Source organism: Streptomyces sp. NPDC002787, assembly GCF_053592095.1.
The window spans coordinates 136,133-159,964 of record NZ_JBSFVC010000021.1 but is presented as its reverse complement, the minus strand read 5'-3'; the positions used below and the strand labels follow the sequence as shown (position 1 = coordinate 159,964).

At 72.4% G+C, this 23,832-nt stretch carries 19 protein-coding genes and 3 pseudogenes; 8 read left to right on the top strand and 14 right to left on the bottom strand.

The features are described 5' to 3' along the window. Window positions 1-101: 101 nt before the first annotated feature. Entirely contained in the window at window positions 102-1,244 is a 1,143-nt protein-coding gene (locus ACWD26_RS28155; RefSeq protein WP_451274741.1) for a C45 family autoproteolytic acyltransferase/hydolase, read from the bottom strand. 33 nt (window positions 1,245-1,277) lie between these two features. Next, window positions 1,278-1,826 (bottom strand): hypothetical protein, encoded by a 549-nt coding sequence (locus ACWD26_RS28150; protein ID WP_451274740.1) that lies wholly within the window; start codon window positions 1,824-1,826, stop codon window positions 1,278-1,280. Between the two features lie 166 nt (window positions 1,827-1,992). Here ACWD26_RS28150 and ACWD26_RS28145 point away from each other — a divergent pair, with 166 nt between their 5' ends. Beyond that, window positions 1,993-2,781 carry an FHA domain-containing protein gene (locus ACWD26_RS28145; protein WP_451274739.1) on the top strand — a complete coding sequence of 263 codons (789 nt, stop codon included), beginning with the start codon at window positions 1,993-1,995 and terminating at the stop codon, window positions 2,779-2,781. An 81-nt stretch (window positions 2,782-2,862) separates the two neighbouring features. On the opposite strand, the pseudogene ACWD26_RS28140 reads toward ACWD26_RS28145, so the two are convergent. From ACWD26_RS28140 to ACWD26_RS28120, 5 genes and pseudogenes are all read right to left on the bottom strand, one after another. Beyond that, window positions 2,863-3,316: pseudogene (locus ACWD26_RS28140) on the bottom strand (ABC transporter permease subunit); the annotation flags it as partial. Between the two features lie 91 nt (window positions 3,317-3,407). Continuing rightward, window positions 3,408-3,548, bottom strand: a pseudogene (locus tag ACWD26_RS28135) (ABC transporter permease); the annotation flags it as partial. A gap of 17 nt (window positions 3,549-3,565) precedes the next feature. Further along, the gene (locus tag ACWD26_RS28130; RefSeq protein ID WP_451274738.1) at window positions 3,566-4,948 is read right to left on the bottom strand and encodes a vWA domain-containing protein; all 1,383 of its coding nucleotides are present in this window, start codon (window positions 4,946-4,948) and stop codon (window positions 3,566-3,568) included. Further along, a complete protein-coding gene (locus ACWD26_RS28125; protein ID WP_451274737.1) occupies window positions 4,945-6,219 on the bottom strand; it encodes an AAA family ATPase in 1,275 nt (424 codons plus the stop codon). The genes ACWD26_RS28130 and ACWD26_RS28125 overlap by 4 nt, the downstream gene beginning before the upstream one ends. A gap of 100 nt (window positions 6,220-6,319) precedes the next feature. Continuing rightward, a complete protein-coding gene (locus tag ACWD26_RS28120; protein WP_451274736.1) occupies window positions 6,320-7,834 on the bottom strand; it encodes a hypothetical protein in 1,515 nt (504 codons plus the stop codon). Between the two features lie 235 nt (window positions 7,835-8,069). Between ACWD26_RS28120 and ACWD26_RS28115 the strand changes: the two genes are divergently transcribed. Beyond that, window positions 8,070-9,620, top strand: coding sequence for an MFS transporter (locus ACWD26_RS28115; RefSeq protein ID WP_451274735.1), 1,551 nt, complete (start codon window positions 8,070-8,072; stop codon window positions 9,618-9,620). Between the two features lie 45 nt (window positions 9,621-9,665). Here the strand turns inward: ACWD26_RS28115 and ACWD26_RS28110 are convergent, their stop codons facing one another. Then, the gene (locus tag ACWD26_RS28110) at window positions 9,666-10,250 is read right to left on the bottom strand and encodes a TetR/AcrR family transcriptional regulator (protein WP_451274734.1); all 585 of its coding nucleotides are present in this window, start codon (window positions 10,248-10,250) and stop codon (window positions 9,666-9,668) included. 211 nt (window positions 10,251-10,461) lie between these two features. Here ACWD26_RS28110 and ACWD26_RS28105 point away from each other — a divergent pair, with 211 nt between their 5' ends. The 5 genes from ACWD26_RS28105 (at window position 10,462) to ACWD26_RS28085 (ending at window position 15,783) form a co-directional block, all read left to right on the top strand. After that, window positions 10,462-11,028 carry a (2Fe-2S)-binding protein gene (locus ACWD26_RS28105; RefSeq protein WP_451274733.1) on the top strand — a complete coding sequence of 189 codons (567 nt, stop codon included), beginning with the start codon at window positions 10,462-10,464 and terminating at the stop codon, window positions 11,026-11,028. Continuing rightward, the gene (locus tag ACWD26_RS28100; protein WP_451274732.1) at window positions 11,025-12,017 is read left to right on the top strand and encodes an FAD binding domain-containing protein; all 993 of its coding nucleotides are present in this window, start codon (window positions 11,025-11,027) and stop codon (window positions 12,015-12,017) included. The genes ACWD26_RS28105 and ACWD26_RS28100 overlap by 4 nt, the downstream gene beginning before the upstream one ends. Continuing rightward, window positions 12,014-14,134 (top strand): xanthine dehydrogenase family protein molybdopterin-binding subunit, encoded by a 2,121-nt coding sequence (locus ACWD26_RS28095; RefSeq protein WP_451274731.1) that lies wholly within the window; start codon window positions 12,014-12,016, stop codon window positions 14,132-14,134. The genes ACWD26_RS28100 and ACWD26_RS28095 overlap by 4 nt, the downstream gene beginning before the upstream one ends. Beyond that, window positions 14,127-15,389: an XdhC family protein gene (locus ACWD26_RS28090; protein WP_451274730.1), complete on the top strand. Its 1,263-nt coding sequence runs from the start codon at window positions 14,127-14,129 to the stop codon at window positions 15,387-15,389. The genes ACWD26_RS28095 and ACWD26_RS28090 overlap by 8 nt, the downstream gene beginning before the upstream one ends. Window positions 15,390-15,459: 70 nt before the next feature. Further along, window positions 15,460-15,783, top strand: a complete 324-nt coding sequence (locus ACWD26_RS28085) for a hypothetical protein (protein WP_451274729.1) — start codon at window positions 15,460-15,462, stop codon at window positions 15,781-15,783. On the opposite strand, the gene ACWD26_RS28080 is transcribed toward ACWD26_RS28085, so the two are convergent. Then, the gene (locus ACWD26_RS28080) at window positions 15,727-17,124 is read right to left on the bottom strand and encodes an RICIN domain-containing protein (protein WP_451274728.1); all 1,398 of its coding nucleotides are present in this window, start codon (window positions 17,122-17,124) and stop codon (window positions 15,727-15,729) included. The two genes, ACWD26_RS28085 and ACWD26_RS28080, sit on opposite strands and share 57 nt — an antisense overlap. Window positions 17,125-17,347: 223 nt before the next feature. Between ACWD26_RS28080 and ACWD26_RS28075 the strand changes: the two genes are divergently transcribed. Further along, window positions 17,348-18,277 (top strand): peptidoglycan-binding domain-containing protein, encoded by a 930-nt coding sequence (locus ACWD26_RS28075; RefSeq protein WP_451274727.1) that lies wholly within the window; start codon window positions 17,348-17,350, stop codon window positions 18,275-18,277. 37 nt (window positions 18,278-18,314) lie between these two features. On the opposite strand, the gene ACWD26_RS28070 is transcribed toward ACWD26_RS28075, so the two are convergent. The 5 genes and pseudogenes from ACWD26_RS28070 to ACWD26_RS28050 form a co-directional block, all read right to left on the bottom strand. Continuing rightward, complete coding sequence (locus tag ACWD26_RS28070; protein WP_451274726.1) at window positions 18,315-19,217, bottom strand: geranyl diphosphate 2-C-methyltransferase; 903 nt, start codon at window positions 19,215-19,217, stop codon at window positions 18,315-18,317. Between the two features lie 44 nt (window positions 19,218-19,261). Beyond that, window positions 19,262-20,359, bottom strand: a complete 1,098-nt coding sequence (locus ACWD26_RS28065; protein WP_451274725.1) for a family 2 encapsulin nanocompartment cargo protein terpene cyclase — start codon at window positions 20,357-20,359, stop codon at window positions 19,262-19,264. Continuing rightward, complete coding sequence (locus ACWD26_RS28060) at window positions 20,356-21,783, bottom strand: family 2B encapsulin nanocompartment shell protein (protein WP_451274724.1); 1,428 nt, start codon at window positions 21,781-21,783, stop codon at window positions 20,356-20,358. Before ACWD26_RS28060 ends, ACWD26_RS28065 begins: the two co-directional genes overlap by 4 nt. 524 nt (window positions 21,784-22,307) lie before the next feature. Beyond that, the gene (locus ACWD26_RS28055; RefSeq protein ID WP_451274723.1) at window positions 22,308-23,567 is read right to left on the bottom strand and encodes an enolase C-terminal domain-like protein; all 1,260 of its coding nucleotides are present in this window, start codon (window positions 23,565-23,567) and stop codon (window positions 22,308-22,310) included. Next, window positions 23,564-23,751, bottom strand: a pseudogene (locus ACWD26_RS28050) (hypothetical protein); the annotation flags it as partial. The pseudogene ACWD26_RS28050 and the gene ACWD26_RS28055, both read right to left, overlap by 4 nt. Window positions 23,752-23,832 lie beyond the last annotated feature (81 nt).

The window sequence follows — 23,832 nt, the reverse complement described above, 5'->3', positions numbered from 1 at the left end:
ACACGACCGGCCCGGGAGTGTGATCGCGACCCGCCCGTCCACGCACGGGTGAACGGCTCGCCTCCGCCGTCAGGCCCGTCGCCAGACTGACCTGCTCACGGTCAGGTGTGGGCCGAGGGCTCCACAGCCGGCTCGGGCGCGATGCCCCGGACGAAGTCGGACAGCGGCAGCTCGGCGGTGTCGCCCCGAGTGCCGCGCACGAGGACCTGGTCGGCCGTCAGATCGGCCACGACCGTGCACAGGGTCATCAGCGGGTCGCCGTCGGCGGCCGTGCGATGCACGCCGTGCGGGAGCGGGGCACCGGTGAGGGCGTCCAGGAACCACGCGGGCGACGGCTCCCGGCCCACCGGGCGCAGTGCCTCCAGCGCCCGGCCCCGGGCGACGCTCTCCCCGTACCGGCCGAGGGAGTCCGGGGCGGAAGTGCCGGTGTCCGCCGGGGTGTCCAGGGCGGTGGGCAGATGGCGCAGGTGGTTCGTGTGCCAGTGCGGCGGATCGGAGGGCGTGGCCTCGACCACGGCGGTACGGCCGCCCGCTGCTTCGGCGATCGCGACCCGGCCGGTCGCGCACTCCCCGAAGGCGTAGGAGAAGCCGCCGGCGCCGGGCCGCGTGCGCAGATGGGCGAGGGCCGCGTCCAGCGTCGGAGCCTGCTGCATCGCGCGGGCGACGAAGTGGCGTCCGGCGCCGTCGGCCACCGGACGGGCGACCTGTATGTGGTTGATGCCCCAGACGAGTCCATGACCGGTGGCGGTGAACGCGTTGGCGGGCAGGAAGCCCGGATACCACTGGACCGTCACCGGGACGAGGCCGTCGAGCGCGAGGGTGAGCAGCATCAGCCGCCCGTCGAGCACGGGCGCGCCGTCCTCGTTGTGGGCGACGATGGAGTGGTCGCCCCGCCAGATCAGGTCGGAACAACCGGTTCCGTCACCGGTGCCCAGGTCGCCGCGCAGGTTGGCCAGGAGCAGGTCGTCGAAAGGGACCCCGGCGCCCTCCGCCAGCGCCTCCAGCTCCTCGACCTCCTGTGGATGGCGCTCACGCGTGGTCCGCAGCACTCGGGCGAGCCGGGCACCGCCCTCCTGCGTCCCGACCCGGCGGCGCAGCGCCTCCCGCTCCGGCATCGCCTCCCGCACGGCCCGGACGTCGGCCCGCGCGCTCTCCCCGAGCGCCCGGAACGCCTCCCGCCGTGGCCCCGACACCACGAGCCAGCGCAACCCGGCCAGCCGCTGCTCCCGTACGACGACGCCCATCCGCCACGCTCCCCAGGCCCCGCACTCAGGCACTCAGGCACGGGGGAAGAACTCCAGCACCGCCGTGCCACCTTCGAGGGACTTTACGCGGAAGCCGAGGCCGTTCAGGCCGCCGGTGCCGCCTTCGCCGAGCGAGGAGCTGAGGAACGTGCCGGCGCCCGAGGACTGGAGCACCACGGTGTCGTCGGTGACCTTCGTGACGCGGAGATCGCCGACGCCGAACCGGCTGTCGACCTCGATGGACAGGGGCCTGGACACGGTGAGTTCGCAGCGCCCGTCGAAGCAGGCGTCGGTGCCGGTGCCGGTGCCGGTGCCGGTGCCGGTGCCCGTGCTGGTGCCGGTGGCAGAGGCCGTGGGCGAGGTCGGCCGCCCCGCCTCCGACGGCGGCGAGCCCGCGTCGTCGTCCGGGCCCGGGCCCGTGCTCGTGCCCGTCCTCGTGCCCGACGGCGTGCGGGTCGCGGACGACGGCTCCGTCCCCTCCCCGGAGCCGTCGTCCTGACCGCCGCCCCCGCCGCAGCCGGTGACCACCACCGCCAGGGCCGCCGCCACCGTGACGCCGAACCGGCCCCTGCCCGTGCTCATAGGTCGACCCCTCAACTCATGCGCCCGCGGACGCCGTTGGTCCCCGTGCGCGGGGCACATCCCTTTATACGGGCCCGGACCGGGAGGGGTCCCGAAGCGGAGGCGGACCCTGGTGGCAGCATCCGTACCGCGTGCCGAGAATCCACCACGACCGAGGAGAACAGCGATGCCCCTCTCCACCAGCCTCGCGCGCGGTGTCGCGCCCGCCACGCCCGGTACGTTGCACGCCCGCACGGTCACCGGCGACCTCAGCGCCCCGCCCCGGCAGGGCCTCACGGTCCGCTTCGGGCGCGGTGAGAAACCGGAGGTGGACCTGGGGGTGGGCGTCGACGACCTGAGGGTGAGCCGACGCCACGGCGAGTTGACGTACCGGCAGGGGCAGTGGTGGCTGCGCAACACCGGACAGCAGCTCGTCCGGCTGCCTCGCGGCCGGATGATGCACCTCAGCACCGAGCCGATCCCCCTCGCACCCGGCTACACGCCCCTGTTCGTGAAGGGCTCCGGCTACCGCGAACACCTCGTCGAGCTGTACGTGGCGGGCCACGACGACCAGGGCCCCGTGTCGCGCCGGCGTGCCGAGACCGTACGGCCGGAGATCTGGGCCCTCGACGACGACGAGCGGCTGCTCCTCGTCGTCCTCGGCCAGCGCTATCTGCTGTACGAGGAGGACCCGCGCCCCCTCACGTACACCATGGCCGCCAGGCAGCTCACCTATCTGCGCCCGGACGCGCACTGGACCGAGCGCAAGGTCGAGTACCGGGTCGAGGCGGTACGCAGGCGCCTGCACAGGACCGGCTTCAAGTACCCGGTGATGCACGACAAGTCCGAGGGTCGACCCTCGGACAACGGTCTGTTGCACAACCTGCTCAAGGGCCTGGTGGAGTCCACGACGCTCGTACCGCCGGATCTGGAGCTGATGGAGGACGACATGTCCTGGCCGGATCCCGCGGCCTGAGGTTCAGGGGCCGAGGGGTGGTGCGCGAGCGGTTCGGCCGCGGCGGAGCGGGCCAGGGCGGTGGCCGTCTCGCAGAGGTCGTCGGAGGCGAAGCGCCTCGACGACGGGGCGCGCGGCGGCCTCCGTCGGGGCGGCGCGCACGAGGCGGGCCGCGTCGGGCACGTTGACCAGCGCCACGAGCAGGGCGAGGCCGCCGGCCCCGGGGGTGAACACCGAGGCCACCAGCAGGATAGGAGCAGCGACGGGACGGCTATCAGGACGTCCAGGGGGCGCATCAGCAGCTCCTCCAGCCATCGCCGGTGCCTCAGCGCGGCGATCAGGCCGACCGGCAGGGCGACGAGATACGCCGGCGCTCCGGCGCCGAGCGCGGTCAGCACGACCGGTCGGCCGCCGTGCGGCACCCGCTGCCAGACGTCCCGGCCCACGAAGTCCGTGCCGAGCCAGTGCCCGTCGCCGAGCGTGAGGGACGCGGACCGCGTCCCCGGTTCGTCCGCGAACACCGGGCCCAGCGGGGCGGGACGAGGGGTACGGTGATGACCGCGACGCCGAGCGCGAAGCGGCCCGTGCACCGCCGCCGGGTACGGGGGCGGCGTCGGTGCCCACCGCGCTGCTGTCCATGCCCGTCGTCACGCCGCCACCCCCGCCCGGGGCGCCAGCCATCTGGCGACGACATCGGCGTCCAGGTTGAGGATGACGGTCAGGACGCCGAAGACCACGGCCAGGCCCTGGACGACGGGTACGTCGCGTTCGGCGACGGCGTTGAGGAGGGAGGGCGCGGGTGCACCTACCCGATCTCGACCACACGCGCCCAGTCGGGCGGCGAGTCCGGTACGTAGTCGGGGTCGTCCTCGTCCCAGCGGCTGCCCGAGTGCCCCCGGGGGAACAGGCCGACCACCGTCCGGCACGGAGGCCGTGAACTGGGCCAGGGGGTCTGTCCGTCGGTGAGGACCACGATGACGTCGGGACCGGGGCGGCTGCGGAGCGCCCTGGCGAAGCCGGTGCGCAGGTCCGTTCCGCCGCCGCCCATCAGGGGGATGCCCTCGGCCCGGCACAGCGGGTGGGCGATACGGGCGGCCGCGTCACACGGCACGACGGTGACGAGGTCGCGCCGACCGCCCACCGCGCGGGAGATCGCGGCGACCTCCAGGAGTGCGCTGCCCAGTTCGGCGTCGCTGACCGACCCGGAGGTGTCGATGATCACGGAAACGTGCGGCGGTCTGCGCCGCAGGCTCGGCAGCACCGTGCCCGGCACGCCGGCCGAGCGACGCGACGGCCGGCCGTAGGAGTAGTCCTCGCCCGCGCCGGGTGCGGAGGCCGCCGACCGGACCGCCGCGCCCAGCAGATCCCGCCACGGCTGCGGCGGATGGAAGGCCTCCTCCGCCCATCGCTGCCAGCCCTCGGGCGCGGACCCCGGACGGCCGGTGATGCCCTGCGCCACCCGGAACCGGACCATGTCCCGTTCCTGCTCGCTCAGACCGTGCGCCCCCTCCGGGCCCAGCTCCCACTCCCGGTCCAGACCGTCGGCGCCGCTGCCGCAGTCCAGCCACCCGAACTCCCGCATATGGGAACCGAGTTGGAACTGGCGCAGATAGTCCTCCATCAACTGACCCGCGGGCAGCCTCAGGAACGCCGGATCGACCACGCCCTCGGGCTTGACCAACCCGTCGCCGAACACGTCGTCGTTGATCTCGCAGTCCGCGGCGATGTTCATCCGCAGCCGCTCCCCGGGCCCGGTCAGGCCCTGCTCCTTGGCGAACCGGTCGCTGCGCCCGTGATGGTCGCGCAGCAGATGCGACACCTCGTGCACCCATACGCCGGCCAGCTCCTCCACCGGCGTACGGTCCACGAACCGTGGGGAGACGTAACACCGCCAGTGCCGGTCCACGCCCATGGTGGGCACCTGCCGGGACTCGACGATGTGCAGCGCGAACAACGCCGTCGCCAGATAGGGCCGGGCCCGCGCCGCCTGGAGCCGGGCGGCGAAGAGCTTGTCGCGGTCGAGGCCCTGCGGTGTCGTGGTGCTGGTGCTGGTGCTGGTGCTGGTGCTGGTGCTGGTGCTGCGGCTGTCGGGGTCGGGGCCGGTGTCGGTGTCGGTGTCGGTGTCGGTGTCGGTGTCGGTGTCGATGCCCGTGCCGCTGCTGACGCCGTGGCCGATGTCGGTCTTCATCGGCGGGCCCGCGTCGCCGTCTTGGCCCGGGCCGCCGCCTGGTCCGCCCGCCGGGACAGGGTCACCACTCCGGCGAGGTTCTCGATCGCCTCCGGCACGTCCCAGTCCTCGCGGCGCAGTGAGGCGAGGGTGGTCGCGGGGACGACCACCAGGTCCGGGGCGCCCGTCTCCAGCGCCCGGACCAGCAAGGCCCACGCCGCGTCCCAGCGGGACTTCTCGGGGCGCGCCCGGACCGCCGCCACCACACCGTCCAGCACGGCCTGCCGCAGATCCCCCCGCTGGGGCAGTTCGGCCGCCGCCGGGTCGGCGAGCAGCACCTCGGGGTCCGGGAGGTCCAGCCGGTCCAGACCGGCCAGCAGCTCCAGCCCCGGTCCCTCCCCCACCGTGCCCCTGACCAGCAGGGAGAGCACCTCGCGGGACACACCGGAGGCGGTCGCGAAGGCGATCAGACGCAAGGTCATCTCCCAGCTCCGGGGCGACGGCCACGGCCCGCCCCGACGGCTCTCGCTGCTGGGCAGCTGATGCACGAGCTTGGGGCGCGCGGCCAGGAGCGCGCACACCGCGCGACGGGCGAAGTCCACGGCCTCCGACAGCCGTTCGGGCGCGAGCCGCGGCAGGGTGGCCCGGGGCCAGGTCCCGCCGAGACCCCGTACGACGACCTCGTGGTCGTGCGTCCACTGCAGGTGCACGAACCGGTTGGCCAGCGGCGGGCTCAGCTCCCAGCCGTCGGCCGCCGAGGAGCGCGGGTTGGCGGCGGCCACGATGCGTACGCCGGGCGGCAGTTGCAGCGCGCCGATCCTCCGCTCCAGTACCAGCCGCAGCAACGCTGCCTGCACGGCCGGCGGCGCCGTCGACAGCTCGTCCAGGAACAGCAGCCCCCGCCCGGCCCGGACCAGCCGCACCGCCCAGTCCGGCGGCGCCATCGGCACGCCCTGCTCCGCCGGGTCGTCTCCCACGATCGGCAGCCCGGAGAAGTCGGACGGCTCGTGGACGCTGGCGATCACCGTGGTCAGCGGAAGGTCCAGGGCGGCCGCGAGCTGCGTCAGCGCCGCGGTCTTGCCGATCCCCGGCTCACCCCACAGCAGGACGGGCAGGTCCGCGGCGACGGCCAGGGTCAGCGCCTCCAGCTGGGTGTCGGGGCGCGGTTCGGTCGTGGTGGTGCGCAGCAGGTTCAACAGGTCGCCTGCCACGTCGAGTTGGGAGGAGTGGTCCGTGTCGGTCTCGGCAGCGGAGAAGGTGGTGGGCGGGGCGAACGGGGTGCGAGAGGGCATGTTTGATCACCTGTGGTGTGTAGAGGGCTGAGGGTGTGCGGGGATGCCGGTCCCCGTGACGAGGTGCGGTGAGCGGGTGTGGGGGACCGAGGCCCCTTGGTCAGTAGAAGGTCGCGACGCGGGGGCGGCGCTGACGCGTGGGGCGGCGGCCGACGTTGGAGCGCACCCGGCCGCGGCCGGGATCGGCGAGACCCGCCCGGTACAGGCCGTAGGCGATCCGCCGCTCCGCGGCCGACTCCAGCTCGTCCCGCAGGGCGCCGTCGCGCAGTACCGCCTCGGGGCCGAGCAGCCCTTCGACGACGGCCAGCGCACCGGCGATGTCCCCGTGGTCCAGGCGTTCGCGCACGCCGGACAGGCAGTCCGGGCGGCGGTGGGCCTCGTCGATGGCCTGCAGACAGGGGAGGGGCGTACCGGTCAGTTCGACGAGCAGTTCCTCCCGCCGGATCTCGGCCGGCTCGTGGTCCAGCGGGACCAGGACGCCGTCGACCAGGCCGATCCGGTGCCGGTCTCCCCGGCACTCCACGATCCGCGGTTGCCCCGCCCGGTCCGGGGGCTCGACCGGACCCGACCGGACATGCCCCGGTACCAGCGCCGACGCGACCAGCGGATGCAGCCGCTCGACGTCGATCGCACCGGCCCGGACCAGCTCCAGGTCGGGCAGCACCCAGGTCGCGGCGTCGGGCAGCACCGGCACCGAGGTGAGGGCGCCGTCGTCACCGGACACGGCGGTGATCCGCAACGCGGGCGGCATGGTGCCGGTGCCGTTACGGCTGTCGGCGTCGGCCTCGGTGCCGCTGTCGGCGTCCGCACCCGTTCCGGGCATCGGCCCCACGTCCAGCATCAGCCGACGTCGGGCGCCGCACCGCACGAGGACGGCACCGGTGGACCGCCCCTCGGCGCGCAACACGATCGCCGCCTCCTCGGCCCACCGCTCGACGGCCCAGGCACGTTCGGTCGCCACGCTCTCGATCCCGGCCGCCCCCCTCACATCCGGGCCGGCCGCGTCCGCACCCGGCGGCGGCGATCCGTCGTCGGCCACCCGATCCGCTCCGGCACGAACCCGCAGGTCGCCGGCGCGAACCCGCAGCTCACCGGCTCGACGCGCGTCCCACAGATGCCGGTGCAGATCGAGACGGTAGCGACGGCTGGGCCGGGGGTGCGGATGACCACGGGCCCCGGCCTCGGAGCGGGACCCGTCCCACCACGCGAGGCCGATCCGCTGCCCGGCATCCGCCCAGGCCGGGGGAGTTCGGGCCACGAGGTGCACGGGATGCCGACCCCCGCGTCCGGCCACGTCGTAACGGGCCAGGGTGATGGTCAGACCCGGCCGCAGCAGCCCGTCGGGAGCGATCCTCGGCATGTGCCAGCGCAGCAGGTCCGGAGCCAGATGCCGTAGGTCGGCCCGGACTTGAGCCGCGAGCTCCTGGCCGTGACGGTGCGCCACGGACCGTGGATCGAAGTCGATGTCGATACCCGCGGCGGCACACGCCCCGGCCCAGTCGCCGACAGCACGGCGGGCGGTCGCGGTCTCGATCATGGAGGGTGGCACGGCGAACTCGCGCACGCGCGACCAGAAGGAAAGCCGGGAATCCCCGTTCGCGATATGAGTGAGCATCAGCACTCACCTTGCGCGGACGGGACCCCCATTCTGCCAATGGAGTGAGTAGTCATCGCGGTGATCGTAACGGCGCCCGCGCCGGTCCCGCACCCCTTTTTCGATCTGGTGCGCGGACACACACCTGACACCACCGAGGTGCCCAAGTGGTGACGGTCGCGGCACCGGCGTACGGTCGAACAGTGAACGCAGCGGTGGACGGAACCGTTCACCGAACTCTGCCGAGCGACACGCCATGAGCAGCAGCCCGCAGCCCACTTCCCCCGCGCGGACCACCACCCCGGAGTCGGGTGGTGGCAGCGCGATGGCGTTGTTCGTGATCGCCTCGTGTCAGCTGATGGTGGTGCTGGACATCACCATCGTGAACATCGCGTTGCCGGACATCCAGCGGTCGCTGGACTTCTCGACGACGAGTCTGGCGTGGGTGGTGAACGCCTACACGCTGACCTTCGGCGGTCTGTTGCTGCTGGGCGGGCGGGCCGGGGACATTCTGGGGCGGCGGCGGGTGTTCGTCTTCGGGGTGCTGCTCTTCGTGCTGGCCTCGCTCCTCGGCGGTTTCGCCCAGAACTCCGGCCAACTCCTCGCCGCTCGCGCCCTGCAGGGTGTCGGCGGTGCCATCGCATCCCCGACGTCCCTCGCTCTGATCAGCACGACGTTCCGTGAAGGGCCGGAGCGCAACCGGGCGTTCGGGGTGTTCGCGGCGGTGTCGGCGGGCGGTGGCGCGATCGGGCTGCTCGCGGGCGGCATTCTGGTGGAGTGGCTGAACTGGCGGTGGGTGCTGTTCGTCAACGTGCCGATCGGGCTGCTGATCGTGCTGGCCACGCCCCGCTGGATCAGAGAGTCCGAACGGCACCCGGGACGCTTCGACGTCACCGGCGCGCTGACCTCCACCGCCGGCATGGTGTGCCTGGTCTACGGGTTCATCCGGGCCGCGCAGGAAGGGTGGCGGGACGGGCTGACGCTGGCCTCGTTCGCGGTGGCCGTCGTCCTCCTCGCGCTGTTCGTGCTGGTGGAGAAGCGTTCCCGGCAGCCGATCACCCCGCTCCACATGTTCGCCGACCGTAACCGCGCGGGCACGTACGGCATCATGCTGTGTCTGGCCGCCGCGATCTTCGGGATGTTCTTCTTCCTGACGCTCTTCACCCAGAACGTGCTGGACTTCAGCCCTCTCGCCACCGGGTTCGCGTTCCTGCCGGTCAGCGCGGTCATCGCGATCGGCGCCGGGTTGGCGTCCAGGTTCCTGCCCGTGTACGGGCCCAAGCCGTTCATGGTGGTGGGCGCGATCCTCGCGGCGGCCGGGCTGGGCTGGCTGACCCTGACCGACGTCCACTCCACCTACGCCGGCAGCGTCCTCGGGCCGATGCTCGTCTTCAGCCTCGGCATGGGCATGGAGTTCGTCTCGCTGACCCTGATGGCGCTCTCCGACGTCTCCACCGAGGAGACCGGGGCCGCCTCCGGTCTCCTCAACGCCACCCAGCAGGTCGGCGGTTCACTCGGTCTCTCCATCCTCGTCACGATGTTCGGCACGGCCAGCACCAACGAGGCGGAGAAGCAGATCCCCGACTTCCTGTCCCGGGCGACCCCGGCCGAGCGTCTGCGGTTCGAACAGACCGGGCAGCTGCCGCCGCCCTGGAGCGACGAGGTCCTGACCGCCGGCGTCTCGGCCGCCTTCGTGATGGCGGCGATCTTCACCGTCATCGCCGCGCTGATCGCCGTCCTGGCCATCCAGGTCCGCCCTTCCGACCTGGAGCGACTGAAGGGCGGGGTCGGGCCGGGCCCCGGCTGAGGGGCACCGTCGCCCAGCCGAGGTGCGGTCAGCCCCGTTGCCTGTTCACTTTCCCGTGTCCCGGGTGTTCGCGCGCAGGCCGTCCATGACGAGGTCGAGGAGGCGGGTGGCGCGGGGCTGCCAGTCCTGCCGGGGGTCGATCTGCCAGAGGCCGGCGATGGCGAGGAAGAAGTCCTCGGCCGTGACGCCGGGGCGGAGGGTTCCGGCCTTCTCGCCCGCGCGGAGCAGTAGTTCGGCGGCGTCGCTCACCGGGCCGTGGCTCGGCCGGTCCGGGCTGCCGGGACCGCGGGTGGCCTGACGGATCGCGTCCGCCAGGCCCGCTTTGGCCATGGCGAACCGGGCCAGGCGGTCCATCCACTCGCGGAGCGCCCGGTCGGGATCGTGTGTCGCGAGCAACTCGGCGGCGCTGTCGGCGACCTGCCGCATCTCGTGCCGGTAGAGCTCCAGGACGAGCGCCTCGCGGCTCGGGAAATGGCGGTAGAACGTGCCCTGTCCGACGCATGCCTTCCTGGCGATCCGGCTCAACGGTGTGTCCGCGCGGCGCGTCAACTCGCTCAGCGCGACGGCCAGGATGCGCTCGCGGTTGCGCTGCGCGTCCGAGCGCAGAGGGGCGCCCTTCTTCTGCCGCACGCGTCCTCCTCGCGGGCCCGTGGCCGAAACCCGGACTTGTTAACCGGACAGCTGTCCCCTACGTTTTCCCGGAGAGGACAGCTGTCCGGTTGGCCCATCGTAGCGTCGGCATGACCGGTGCCCACCCCCGCTGCCTCGTTTTTCCGATTCGACCGCCTGCCGGAGCACCTGCCTTTCCGACGTGCCCCTGATACGCGAAAGAAGGCTGACCATGTCCCCAGCCACCTCCTCGACGTACAGCGCCATCACCCTGAACATCAACGGCGAGAAGCACACGCTCTCCGTCGACCACCGCACCACCCTGCTCGACGCGCTGCGCGAGCGACTCGACATGACCGGCACCAAGAAGGGCTGCGACCAAGGGCAGTGCGGTGCCTGCACCGTCCTCGTCGACGGGCGCCGGGGCCTCTCCTGTCTGCAGTTGGCGGTCGCGGCCGAGGGACGTGAGATCACCACCATCGAAGGTGTCGCCGACGGGGACGAACTGCACCCGGTGCAGCAGGCGTTCCTGGATCTCGACGGCTACCAGTGCGGCTACTGCACCCCGGGCCAGATCTGTTCGGCCATCGCGGTCATCGAGGAGCACGCGGCGGGCTGGCCCAGCGCCGTCACCGACGACGTCCGCCCCGAGGCGGAGCCACCGCCGCTCAGCGCCGAGGAGATCAGGGAGCGGATGAGCGGCAACCTGTGCCGCTGCGGCGCCTATGTGTCGATCGTCCAGGCGGTCGCCCGCGCCGCCGCCGACAGCACCGCGAAGGACGAGGAGGCCGTGGCGTGAGGGAGTTCGACTACCAGCGCGCCCATGACGTCTCCGGCGCGGTCGCCCTGCTCGATGCCGACCCCGAGGCCCGCTTCCTCGGCGGCGGCACCAACCTCGTCGACCTGATGAAGACCGGCGTCGAGCGGCCCGCCCGCCTCGTCGACGTCCGCGAACTCCCCCTCGACCGGATCGAGTCGGTGGAGGGCGGCGGACTGCGCGTCGGCGCGACCGTCACCAACAGCGACCTCGCCGCCCATCCCGAGGTCCGCCGCCGCTACCCGGCGCTCGCACAGGCGGTGCTGGCCGGTGCCTCCGGGCAACTGCGCAACATGGCCACCGTCGGCGGCAACCTCCTCCAGCGCACCCGCTGCGGCTACTTCGCCGACGTCACCAAGCCCTGCAACAAGCGCCTCCCCGGCAGCGGCTGCCCCGCGATCGAGGGCGAGCACCACAACCACGCCATCCTGGGTGCCTCCGGGCACTGCGTGGCCACCCACCCCTCCGACATGGGCGTGGCGCTGGCGGCCTTCGACGCCGTCGTGACGTACGAGACGGCGGACGGGCCGGGCGAGTCGCCGCTCGCCGATTTCTACCTTCCGGTGGGCGACACCCCGCACCTCGAGACCGCCCTGCCGCCGGGCGCGCTGATCACCGGCGTGACCCTGCCGCCCGCCCCGGTCGCCGCCCACTCCCGCTACCGCAAGGTCCGCGAGCGCGCCTCGTACGCCTTCGCCATCGGCTCCATCGCCGCCGCCCTCGACGTCCACGACGGCGTCGTACGCGAGGTGCGGCTGGCCTTCGGGGCGGTCGCCTCCCGGCCGTGGCGGGCCCACGCGGCGGAGCGGGCGCTCACCGGGGCCCCGGCCGACGCCGAGACCTTCGCGGCCGCCGCCGACGCCGAACTGGCGGCCGCGCAACCCCTGCCGCACAACGGATACAAGGTGACGCTGATGCGCAACCTCGTGGTGGCCGTCCTGTCCGAACTCAACCAGGAGGCCGCCCGATGACCACCGCCCCCACGGCACACAAGGGCGCCGTCGGCGCCGCGCACACCCGGGTCGAGGGCCGCGACAAGGTCACCGGAGCGGCCCGCTACGCGGGGGAGATCCCGTTCACCGGACTCGTCCACGGCTGGCTGGCGCTGTCGACCGTGGCGCGTGGCCGGATCCGCGCGATCGAGACCGCCGACGCGCTCGGGATGCCGGGTGTGCTCACCGTCCTGACCCACGAGAACGCCCCGCGCGTCGACACCGACTACGCGGGTCTCATGGGGATGAAACCGGACCCGACGGCCGCCGTCTTCCAGCACGACCGGGTGCCGCACCTGGGCTGGCCGGTCGCGCTGGTCGTCGCCGAGACCTCCGAACAGGCCAGGGAGGCCGCCGAGGCACTGGTCGTGCACTACGAACAGGAGCCGCACGAGGTCGCGTTCGCCGCCGAGCATCCGGACGCCTACCCGCTGGACACCTTCGGACCGGCGGTGATCGAGAAGGGCGACCTGGAGGCCGAACTCGCCGCGTCCGCCGTCGTGGTGGACGCCGAGTACACCACCCCCGAGGAACACCACAACCCGATGGAGCCGCACGCCGTGACGGTCCGCTGGGACGGGGGACGGCTCGACGTGTTCGACTCCAACCAGGGCACCATGTGGGTCGCGGGCGAGCTCGCCAACCTGTTCTCCCTCGACCCGGCCTCGGTGCGGGTGCGCTCCGAGCACGTCGGCGGCGGCTTCGGCAGCAAGGGGGTGCGCGCCCACCAGGTCGCCGCCGTCATGGCCGCGACCGTCCTGCAGCGACCGGTCCGCGTCGTCATGACCCGCCGCCAGATGTTCTCCCTGGCCGGCTACCGCAGCCCCACCACCCAGCGGGTCAGGCTCGGCGCCGACCCCGACGGACGGCTGCGCGCCCTGGAGCACCGCTCCCAGAGCCTCACCTCGACCGTCCACGAGTTCATCGAGCCGAGCGCCGGCCCGGCCCGCGTGATGTACGCCGCCGACGCCCACCACACCGCCAGCAAGGTCGTACGGCTCGACGTGCCGACGCCGACGTGGATGCGTGCTCCGGGAGAGGCGCCCGGGTCGTTCGCCCTGGAGTCGGCGATCGACGAACTCGCCGAGAAGCTGGGCATCGACCCGATCGAGCTGCGCGCCCGCAACGAACCCGAGCGCGGTCCCGTCTCCGGGCTGCCGTTCGCCGGCCGCAATCTGCACGCCTGCTTCCGCGAGGGCGCCCGCAGGTTCGGCTGGGCCGACCGCGACCCGCGCCCCGGTGTGCGCCGCGACGGCCGCTGGCTGCTCGGCACGGGCACGGCGGGGGCCTCCTTCGGCGCGGGAGCCGGACCGTCCACGGCGACGGTGACGGCCGAGGCCGACGGCGCCTTCACCGTGCGGATCAACGCGGCGGACATCGGCACCGGCGCCCGCACCGCGCTCACCCTGGTCGCCGCCGACGCGCTGGAGGTCGTACCGGACCGGGTCCGGGTGGGGATCGGGGACAGCGACTTCGGCCCCGCCATGATCGCCGGCGGTTCGATGGGCACCCGCTCCTGGGCGTGGGCGGTCAACCTCGCGGCGGCCGAACTGCGGGAACGGCTCGCCCTCGGCGGCGGCATCCCGCCCGAGGGCATCACCGTCCGCTCGGACACCACCGCCGCCATCGGCGCCCTCGCCCAGAAGGAACGCCACTCCTACGGCGCCCAGTTCGCCGAGGTCGCCGTGGACCCCGCCACCGGTGAGGTACGCGTGCGCCGCATGCTCGGCATCTTCGCGGCGGGGACGATCGTCAACCCCCTCACCGCGCGCGGCCAGTTCATCGGCGGCATGACCTGGGGCATCTCCATGGCCCTGCACGAGGAGGCGGTACGCGACCGGAGCTCCGGCGGCCACTACGGCGCCGACCTCGCCGGCTACCACGTCGCCGCGCACGCCGACGTCCCCGCCGTCGAGGCCGACTGGGTGGACGACCAGGACCCCGAGGACCCCGTCGGTATCAAGGGCATCGGCGAGATCGGCGTCGTGGGCGCGGCGGCCGCCGTCGCCAACGCGGTCTGGCACGCCACCGGCGTCCGCCACCGCCATCTGCCGATCCGGCCCGACCGCGTCCTGACGGTGGGCCGGGATGCTTGACCTGGCCACCGAGCTGACCGCGTGGGCCGAGGAGGGCCGCGACTTCGCCGTCGCCACCGTCGTCGCGGTCAGCGGCAGCGCCCCGCGCGGTCCCGGCGCGGCCCTCGCCGTCGACGGCGAGGGCACGGCCATCGGCTCCGTCTCCGGCGGATGCGTCGAGGGCGCGGTGTACGAGCTGTGCGTGCAGGCCCTCGCGGACGGCGAAACCGTCCTCCAGCGCTTCGGCTACAGCGACGAGGACGCCTTCGCCGTCGGCCTGACCTGCGGCGGGGTGATCGACATCCTGGTCACCCCCGTCACCGCCCGGTCACCCGCCCGAGCGGTACTGCGCGCCGCGCTCTCGGCCGCCGCCGAGGGCGAGCCGACGGCCGTCGCCCGCGTCGTCCGTGGCCCGGCCGAACTCCTCGGGCACGCCCTGCTCGTACGCCCCGACGGACCGTACGAGCAGGGTGGTGCCGGGCCGAACGGGGCGGCCGGCACCGACCGGTTCGAAGGCGGCACCGGACGGGAGGGCGGTCTCGGAGGCGAAGGCGGGCTCGGAATCGAGGGCGGCCTCGGTCACGAAGGCGGTCTCGGAGGCCATCCCGACCTCGACCGGACGGTCGCCGCCGAGGCGCGGGCCATGCTGGACAGCGGCCGCACCGGCACGATCGAGCTCTCGGCGGACGGTTCGCACTGCTCCGGCGGTCTCACGCTGCTCGTCGAGACCAGGGTGCCGCCGCCCCGCATGATCGTGTTCGGGGCGATCGACTTCGCGGCGGCGCTGGTGCGCGCGGGCAAGTTCCTCGGCTACCACGTCACGGTGTGTGACGCCCGCCCGATCTTCGCCACCCGGGTCCGTTTCCCCGAGGCGGACGACATCGTGGTCGACTGGCCGCACCGTTACCTCCGGCGCACGGAGACGGACAGCCGTACGGTCCTGTGCGTGCTCACCCACGACGCCAAGTTCGACGTGCCCCTGCTGAAGACGGCTCTGCGGATGCCGGTCGCGTTCGTCGGGGCGATGGGCTCCCGCCGCACCCACGCCGACCGTGACCGGCGGCTGCGCGAAGTCGGCCTCACCGACAGGGAGCTGGCCCGGCTGAGGTCACCGATCGGCCTCGACCTCGGCGCCCGGACGTCGGAGGAGACCGCCCTGTCCATCGCGGCGGAGATCGTCGCGATCCGGCGCGGCGGCACGGGCGTACCGCTGACCGGTTCGGGCACACCGATCCACCGGGAGGCGGGGGAGCGGGGAGCCGTGGTGGCGGCCTGAGTACGTCGGACGGGGCGACTGAGTATGTGGTCCGATACCTGGCGCCCCGGGCCGGTGATGCACTGTCGTCATGGACACGCACACCTCGCGCCCGCGCCCCCTCCGCCATGTCACCGCCACGGCCACCGCCACCGGTTCGGCCCTCGCGGTGGTGCTGCTGCCGCTGGTGGTCGGGGCGTTGGTGGCACGGTCGGCCGGTGCCGACCCGATGGCGTCGGTCAACGCCCTGATCGCGGGCGGTGGGGAGCGGGCGAAGCTCTCCCGGAGCCATCTGCCCGTCCTGCGGGGCATGCGCACGACGCCCCGCAGGATGGGCGCGCGGTGGGCACGGCGACGGCTACTGCCCGGCCGTGAGGACGTACGTGTTGAGGTTCCCCACCGTGCTGAGCGGTGACGGCGAGCCCAGGTCGTAGCGGTCCACGGCCAGGTAGTTGGGCTTCTTGCGGGCGGCCGGTGTGCAGAAGTTCCGCGCGCGGTTGGACAGCTTGGCGTTGTCCGTCTCGGCCGTGCCGGCGATCGTGTAGTCACGGAAGTGGTTCATGACGAACAGCGGATGGAAGGCGGTCGAGTCCGTCGTGAGCGGTCTGCTCGTGCCCCAGCGGCTGTAGCAGGACCAGTCGGAACCGCCGAGCCCGCCGCCCATGGACCAGTGGTTCTCCACGGTCCACTCGCGCTGGTACATCACGCCGAAGGTGTCACGGGTGGCGTAGCCGGCGGAGACGTCGCTCGCGCGCGTACGGTCACTGAAGATCAGCAGTTGCTTGCCCCGGGCGGCGAGATCCGCCATCGTCGGCCAGCCCTTCGTCGCCACGCCCTCCTGGTCGGGCCGGTACAGCACGTCGGACAGACCGCTGACGGAGGCCAGGGACGACTTCAGCACGTCGGAGGAGGTGTAGTCCTCCAGGAAGACGGTGACGAACTGACCGGGGTCGGCCTTGAGGAAGTCGACCATCCGCTGGAGGTCGGTGGCGAGCGGAACCGGACCACTCACCCCGTCACAGCTGTTGTGACAGAGCATGGCCTGCCCCGACACGGTGTACGCGTCCAGCATGAACCCCCGCACCCCATCGGTGAGTTGTCGGCTCACGCCCCGTGACTGGTTGGGGAAGAGGCTGACGGGGAACGAGGCGAAATTGCCGTCGGCGCCGTTGGCGTAGGCGTTGTGCGAGGTGAGGAACGAGACCTGGTCGAGGGTGCGGGTGTCGGCGGACGGCATGGCCGACGTCGCGTAGGCGACCGGGGTGAGGTGCCAGCGGGCGTAGGTGCCGCCCGTGCCGATCTGTACGGCCGCGGAGTCCGAGGACGAGCCCGTCAGGTACTGCGAGGTGCCGGGTACCCCGATGGTGTAGGTGCTGTTCGCGGCCTCGGTGATCGTCCATGTGGTGCCGTCCGTGCCGCAGCCGGCGGTCACCGCCGAGGTGCCGCTGCGACCGAGGCAGACCCCCGACCCGTCGACGTTCCGCAACTGGTGGCCGCCGCTGACGGCGACCGGCGTCCACTGCTGGTGGTCCTCGTTGCCCTTGGGGTTGTGCGCGGCGACCGTACCGCCGCTGTCCGCCGTGTTGAGCCCGGTGACGGAGTTCTGCAGATAGACCGAGTACGTCGGGACCGCCGCGACGGCGGGGCCCGAGAACGCCACGGGCACGCCCAGGGCGAGCGCCGCGACCGCGCACACGGCACGGGCGCGGACGCGAGGACGGGAACGGGGACGGGATCGGGGGCGGGGCAGGCTCACGGGTTTCCTTCCACTCCGGCACACCGGGATTGATGTCAGAGGCATGACACACCCACCACCGGGTCACGCACCAGCCCCGGCACATGAAGACCTGGTGAGCGTGAACTCGCCCGAGCCGGAGGGGACTTGCGCCCATGAACGTTCGACATTGAAGCAAGTCGGGTGTGGGTTCTGTGGAGAGGATCTGTTTAAGATCTGAATCCCGTTCGAAGAGAGACCACGCGTGAGTGAACCGACAGGCCCCGTCTGCCCGCAGTGCGGTACGCCCCGGGCGACGGACGGTACCCCGGCCTGTACCTGTGGCCGTCTCGCGTCGGACGCCCACCGCGACATCCGCGCGGCGCAGGCGGAGGCCGCGGAGGACTTCGATCCGGTACGCATACGGCCGTTCGTGAAGGTCGGGGACGAGACCGAGCCGCCCGACCCCTCGAAGACCGACGAAGGCGCACCGCAGCCGGGTGCCTCGCCCGACGGCGACGCACCCACGACTCCACTCGAACCACTCCACGACGAGGCGAATCCAGCCGACAGCGGCCCCGAGGACGCGCCGGACGGACAGCGGCGGCGGTTCCGGAGCCGGGCGGCGCTGGCCGCCGGTGCCGGAGTCGCGGCCGCCGCCGTGCTGGTGACGGGCGGGATCATCGGCGGACTCTTCTCCTACGAGGCACCCGCCAGGGACGGCGCCGCACCCGACGACGTCCGGGCGGACCTCCCTGAGGCGGTTGCCGGCGACGAGGCGTCGTCATCGGCGACTCCGTCCCCGACCCCCTCCTCCGCGAACCCCTCGAAGAGCTCCTCCCCCTCGGCGAGCGCGTCCCCCTCCGAGAGCCGGACCACCCCGACCGGCTCCTCCACACCCACCAGGACCCCGTCCGAAAGCGACGCCACCGCCACGGCCGCCCCCGCGCCGACCCGGTCCGACGAGGAGGCCCCCGTCCTCGGCCTCGGCGACACGGGACCGGAAGTGACCGAACTCCAACTCCGCCTGCGCGAGATCGGCCTCTACAACGGCGCCATCGACGGCGACTACGACCGCACGGTCGAAAGCGCGGTCCGCGCCTACCAACTGACCCGTGTCGTCCTGGGGGACGAGTCGGGCGTCTACGGCGAGGCGACACGAGCTTCACTCGAATCCGAGACGTCGGAACCGTGATCCCGTGACCGCACCCCCGGAACCGCCCCCACGTCGCTCAGACGCGGTCCGCGACGATCAGTAGGTACTGGAAGCTGCCGTTCTCGTAGGCGGTGATGAACGTGTCCTCGATGCCGGTGACGAGGTGGTCGGCCTGTTTGCGGAGCTCCCAGTAGGGGAGGGCGGCGGCGGTCAGGTCCCTCACATGGACGGGGACGAGACGGTTGCGGGCCATCGCGCGGAAGTACTCGGAGCGGGGGTGGATGTCGCAGATGTAGTGGGCGTTGATGAGGGACACCTCGCGGGAGGCCCGCCCGTAGGCGTCGTTGTAGCAGCCGGTGATGGTGACGTAGCGTCCGCCCCGGCGCAGCAGTCGGGCGTGCTCGGCGAAGAGCAGGTCCAACTCGACGTACATGGTGGACTCGTTGTTCCAGGACGCCGTGAACTCCCCGGTGGGCAGACCGGTGTCGAGCATGTTGCGGTGGTGGTAGCGGACCCGGTCGTCGATGCCCCGCTTGCGGGCCTGCTCGCCCGCGAACTCGGCCTGCTTGTGGGAGATGGTGACCCCGTCGGCGCGGCAGCCGTACCGCAGATGCGCGACCACGCTGCCGCCGCCGCGCCCGCAGCCGGCGTCGAAGACCCGGTCGGTGGGGGAGAGGGGGCCGAGGTGCCGGGCGAGGAGGTCGGCCTGGGCCTGTTCGAGGCGGTGCAGTTCGGCGGTGATGCGCGCCCGGCGGCGCGCCGGATCGGGATCGTCGTCCAGGACGGACCAGTCGGCGTCGCCGATGCCGTAGTGGTGGTGGTACAGGTCGTCGATCTTGCCGAGTTCGAGGTTGACGGGGTTCTCCTCGGCGTTCCAGTATTCCGCGACGCGGTTCTGGTACGTCGACTGGGCAGGGGAGGGCGTCGGGGGCTGGGCCGACGGTGCGGCGGTCGTGGTGACGGCGTCGATGGTGGTCAACGGTGGCTCCTTCGGCGCTGTGGGGCGTCGGCCATGTCGGGGCGTTACCAGTAGTCGGGCAGGCTGTAGCGGTCGGTGTTGGTGGCGTGCCACTCGTGGTTGCCGGCGACCCAGGCGGCGAGACCCGTGGTGTAGCGCTCGATCAGCGGGGAGGTGGCGGACAGGGCCGCGGACTCGTCCTCGAACGCCTCCATGATGTGGTTGTGGATCTCGACGGCCTCGAGATAGGCGGCCTTCAGCCCGCACCGCTCGTTGGCGGCGATGACCATGGGCAGATTGAGATGGTCGGGGTCGCTCGACAGCTCCTTGGTGAAGGAGTACAGGTCGTTGACGATCGTGGTGGCGTTGCCCGCGAGGGCGGTGATCCGCTGGATCTCGGGGCGGGCGTAGAGGGCCTCCGGCAGCTCCCACCCGTCCACCGCGTCGACGATCGCCAGACAGGGCCGGAAGTTGTTGAACTGCCGCATGACCAGGTACTCCCAGACCTGCGGCACGTACCGGGTCTCGGCCCAGGCCGCCTCGCCGAGATAGCCCAGGTGCAGCCGGGCCAGGTCGTGCAGCAGCCGGTCGGTCTGGCTCGGCGTGGCGAGGACGGCGTAGTCGCGCAGCGCGAAGTGGTACGAGCGCAGCGGCCCGTCCGCCCGTACGCCGCGCCGCCACCGCCCCTCCGTCTCGGGCGTGCCGTGGAAGGGGTCGAGCGCCGACTGGGCCAGCACCAGCCGCCCGCCGAGCCCGCGTGGTGACCCGCCCTTGCCCTCGTCCACCTCGCAGTACAAATTGTCGACGAGGTTCTCGGCGAGCAGCAACCGGCCCGCGGCGGTGAGGCGTTCGAGGTCGGCCGCGCCCGGATGCTGCAGTACGACCGCCCGGCCGAACCCGAAGGCGGAGAAGTCCCCCGACCAGGCCGAGGGGAAGAGGTCCAGCCCGTGGGCCCACTCCTCCAGCCTCCGGTCCACCTCCACCACCTTCGCCGGATCGGCGGGCGCCGCGGGCCGGTACCGCAGCCCGGGGATCGCGCCGGCGCCGCGGGCCCGCCGGGCACGGGCGGGGCTCGGCGGCCCCGGCAACCGCTTCCCGGACGAAGGCCCGCCAGAGGGCGCCACCCCGGTCGGCGGCGCACCGGACACAGTCGGCTCGCTCATTCCGGCATCCACCCGACCTGCACGTTCTCCAGGATCCCGGCCGCGTCGGGCACCAGCACGGCCATCGAGTAGTAGGCGGTGACCAGATAGCTCATGATGGCGGTGGTGTCGATGCCCATGAACCGCACGTTCAGCGAGGGCTCGTACTCCTCGGGGATGCCCGTCTGGTGCAGGCCGACGACCCCCTGGTCCTTCTCACCGGTGCGCAGCGCGATGATGCTGGTGGTGTGCTGCGGGCTGATGGGGATCTTGCTGCACGGGAAGAGCGGCACCCCGCGCCACGCCGGGACCTCGTGCCCGTCCACGTTCACCGTGCCAGGCACCAGGCCGCGCCGGTTGCACTGCCGGAAGAACGCCGCGATCGCCTTCGGATGGGCCAGGTACAGCTTGGTCCTGCGGCGCATGGACAGCAGTTCGTCCATGTCGTCCGGGGTCGGCGGGCCGGAGAAGGTGCTGATGCGCTGGCCGTAGTCGATGTTGTGCAGCAGCCCGAACTCGCGGTTGTTGACCAGCTCCCACTCCTGTCGTTCGCGGATCTCCTCGATGGTCAGGCGCAGTTGCTGCTCCGTCTGGTCCATCGGGTTGTTGTAGAGGTCCGCGACCCGGGTGTGGACGCGCAACACCGTCTGGGTGAGGGAGAGTTCGTACTCGCGGGGCGCGAGGTCGTAGTCGACGAAGCCGCCCGGGAGCGCCAACTCGCCGACGTGCCCGGCCTCCAGGGGCACATCGGCCTCGCCCTTGCGGTTCATGGGCTTGCGCTGCCGCTCGGCGAAGGCGTGGAACTGGGTCGCGAGGGACGGCGTGCGCTCCACGAACGCCATCAGCACGTCCCAGTTGAGCGCCAGCACCACCCCCGCCGTCTCGGCCCGCACCGAGCTGAGCCACAGCGGGTCGGCGTGACCGATGGCCTCGTCGCCGAGCCCGTCGCCGTCGGTGAGCAGGCCGAGGACCTCCTCCTCGCCGTACTTGCCGGTGGTGTACCGCGTGAACCGGCCGTGCACCACGAGATACGCCTCGGTCACCGGCTGCCCGGCGTCCACCAGCACCTGGCCGGCGCGTACCTCGCGCACCCGGAACCTGGCGGAGATCTCCCTGAGGGCCGCGATGTCGCAGTAGCCGCGCAGCGCGGGGAGTTCGGTCAGCGTCTCCGGGATGACCTTGATGTCGTCGGCGCCGTTCTGGTCGAACTGCACCCGGCCCCGGCCGATGCGCAGCTGGAGGCGGCGGTTGACCCGGTAGGTGCCGCCCTTGACGTCCACCCACGGCAGGGCCTTGAGCAGCCACCGCGAGGTGATGGCCTGCATCTGCGGTTCGGACTTGGTGGTCGTCGCGAGCTGCCGTGCGGCCCGGGTGCTGAGGCTGGTGAAATGCTGTTCGTCGGCGGGTTCCGGTGCGCTTTCGGAGGAGCTTACGGGGGCGGTCACATTCTCTCCCGATCGGTGAGCGGATGTGCGTGGACGTGCGTGGACGTGCGTGGACGTGTGCGCACGCGCCGGGACACGGGCGGACACCGGACGGTGCCGGGACACGGGCGAACACCGGACGATGCCGGACACGGGTGGACACCGGTCGCTGTCGGACACGGAACTCGGGTGGCGCGCGTACGACTTGGCCGTGGGCGGATTCCGAGGCGAGGGTCGCCGGAGCGGCGACTGTGGGGCGACACGTGCGGATGGGCGGCACGTGTCGCGGATAAAGCCAAACAGGCGGAACGGCCCGTCGGGCACCGCGTGAAAGGGGCGACTTCGTGTCCTGGGGAGGCGGAAACCGCCGGCTGAGGCAGAGCACCGCCCGGTACGTGCTTACGCGCCCGTCGCCCGCCTCCCGCGACCGGCGCGGAGGGCGCACGACGCGCCACGGGGGCGCTTCGCCCCGTGAAAGAGGGGCCGCCCGCAGGCGGGCGGCCCCTGATCAGCGGTGATTCATCAGCCCGGAAGTCCCAGGTGGTTCACCAGCGCGGCAGTCGCAGCTCGTACCCCGGCTGGATCCGGCGCATGTACCCGGTGTCGTCCCGGGAACGCACGCCGGAGTCCACATACAGCCGGTGCAGCCGTGCGAGGGCGTCGTGGTCCAGTTCCACGCCCAGCCCGGGCCCCGTGGGCACCGCGACCTCCCCGTCCCGGAACTCCAGCACACCCGGGACGATCACGTCGTCCGCCGAGTTCCACGGGTAGTGCGTGTCGCAGGAGTGGTCGAGGTGGGGGATGGCCGCCGCGACATGGGTCATCGCGGCCAGACTGATACCCAGGTGGGAGTTGGAGTGCATGGACAGCGCGAGCCCGAACGCCTCGCAGACGGCGGCCAGTTCACGCGTGCGGCGCAGTCCGCCCCAGTAGTGGTGGTCGGTGAGCAGCACCTGGACGGCGTTCTGCTCGACCGCCGGCTTCAGATGCTCCCAGGCGACCACGCACATGTTGGTCGCCAGCGGCATCGGCGACTCCTCGGCGACCGCCGCCATCCCGGGAATGGTGGCGGTCGGATCCTCCAAGTACTCCAGTACGCCGTCTAGTTGCCGGGCGACGTACTTCGAGGTCTCCACCGTCCAGGCCGTGTTGGGGTCCAGCCGCAGCGGCTGACCGGGGAAGGCCTCCGCGAGCGCCTCGATCGCGGCGATCTCCTCGGCCGGCGGGAAGACACCCCCCTTCAGCTTGAACGACCGGAAGCCGTAGCGCTGTCGCATCAGCCGCGCCTGCTCGACCACCCCGGCCGGGTCCAGGGCCTCGCCCCAGTCGTCCCCGACCGCCGGGCGGCCGTCGAGCGCCGGATGCTCGGCCCACTTGTAGAAGAGGTACGCGGCGAAGGGCACGGAGTCACGGACCTTGCCGCCGAGCAGATCGCTGACCGGACGGCCGAGCAGCTTGCCCTGCGCGTCGAGGCAGGCCACCTCGACCGCCGAGGTGGTCCAGCCGCGCTCGTGGGAGCTGGGCACCGTCGGCAGCAGCGCCGCGTCGATCGCGGCCGCGACGGCGGTCGTGTCGAACACGTCCAGACCGACCACCGCCTTCGCGGCGGCATCGAGCCGCTCCAGCCGGACGGTGCCGCCCGTCGACTCGCCGAGCCCCACCGTGCCGTCCTGCAGGACGAGTTGGAGGATCGTCCGCAGCGCGAGCGGCTCGTGGACACCGTTCGAGTTGAGCAGCGGCGGGTCACGGAAGGCGATCGGGGTGACGATCAGTTCGCGGATCCGGGTGCCCGGCGTGCCGGTCATACGCCCATCCTTCCCAGGCCGTGGTCGATCAGCTTCGCCAGCCGGGCGACATGCTCCGCCGTCGGGCCGACCAGGGGCGCCCGTACGCGCCGACGTCCAGGCCCCGGAGGGTCACCCCGGCCTTCATGAGCGCCACCGCGTAGCCGGGCACCTCGCCCCGCGCCCGACTGTTCATCTCTGTGAACTCACTTCATGGATCTAAATGATCGGCCAAGCTACGGAGCGATTCGTTCGCATGTCAAGACCTGGGTAGGAGATTTCACCG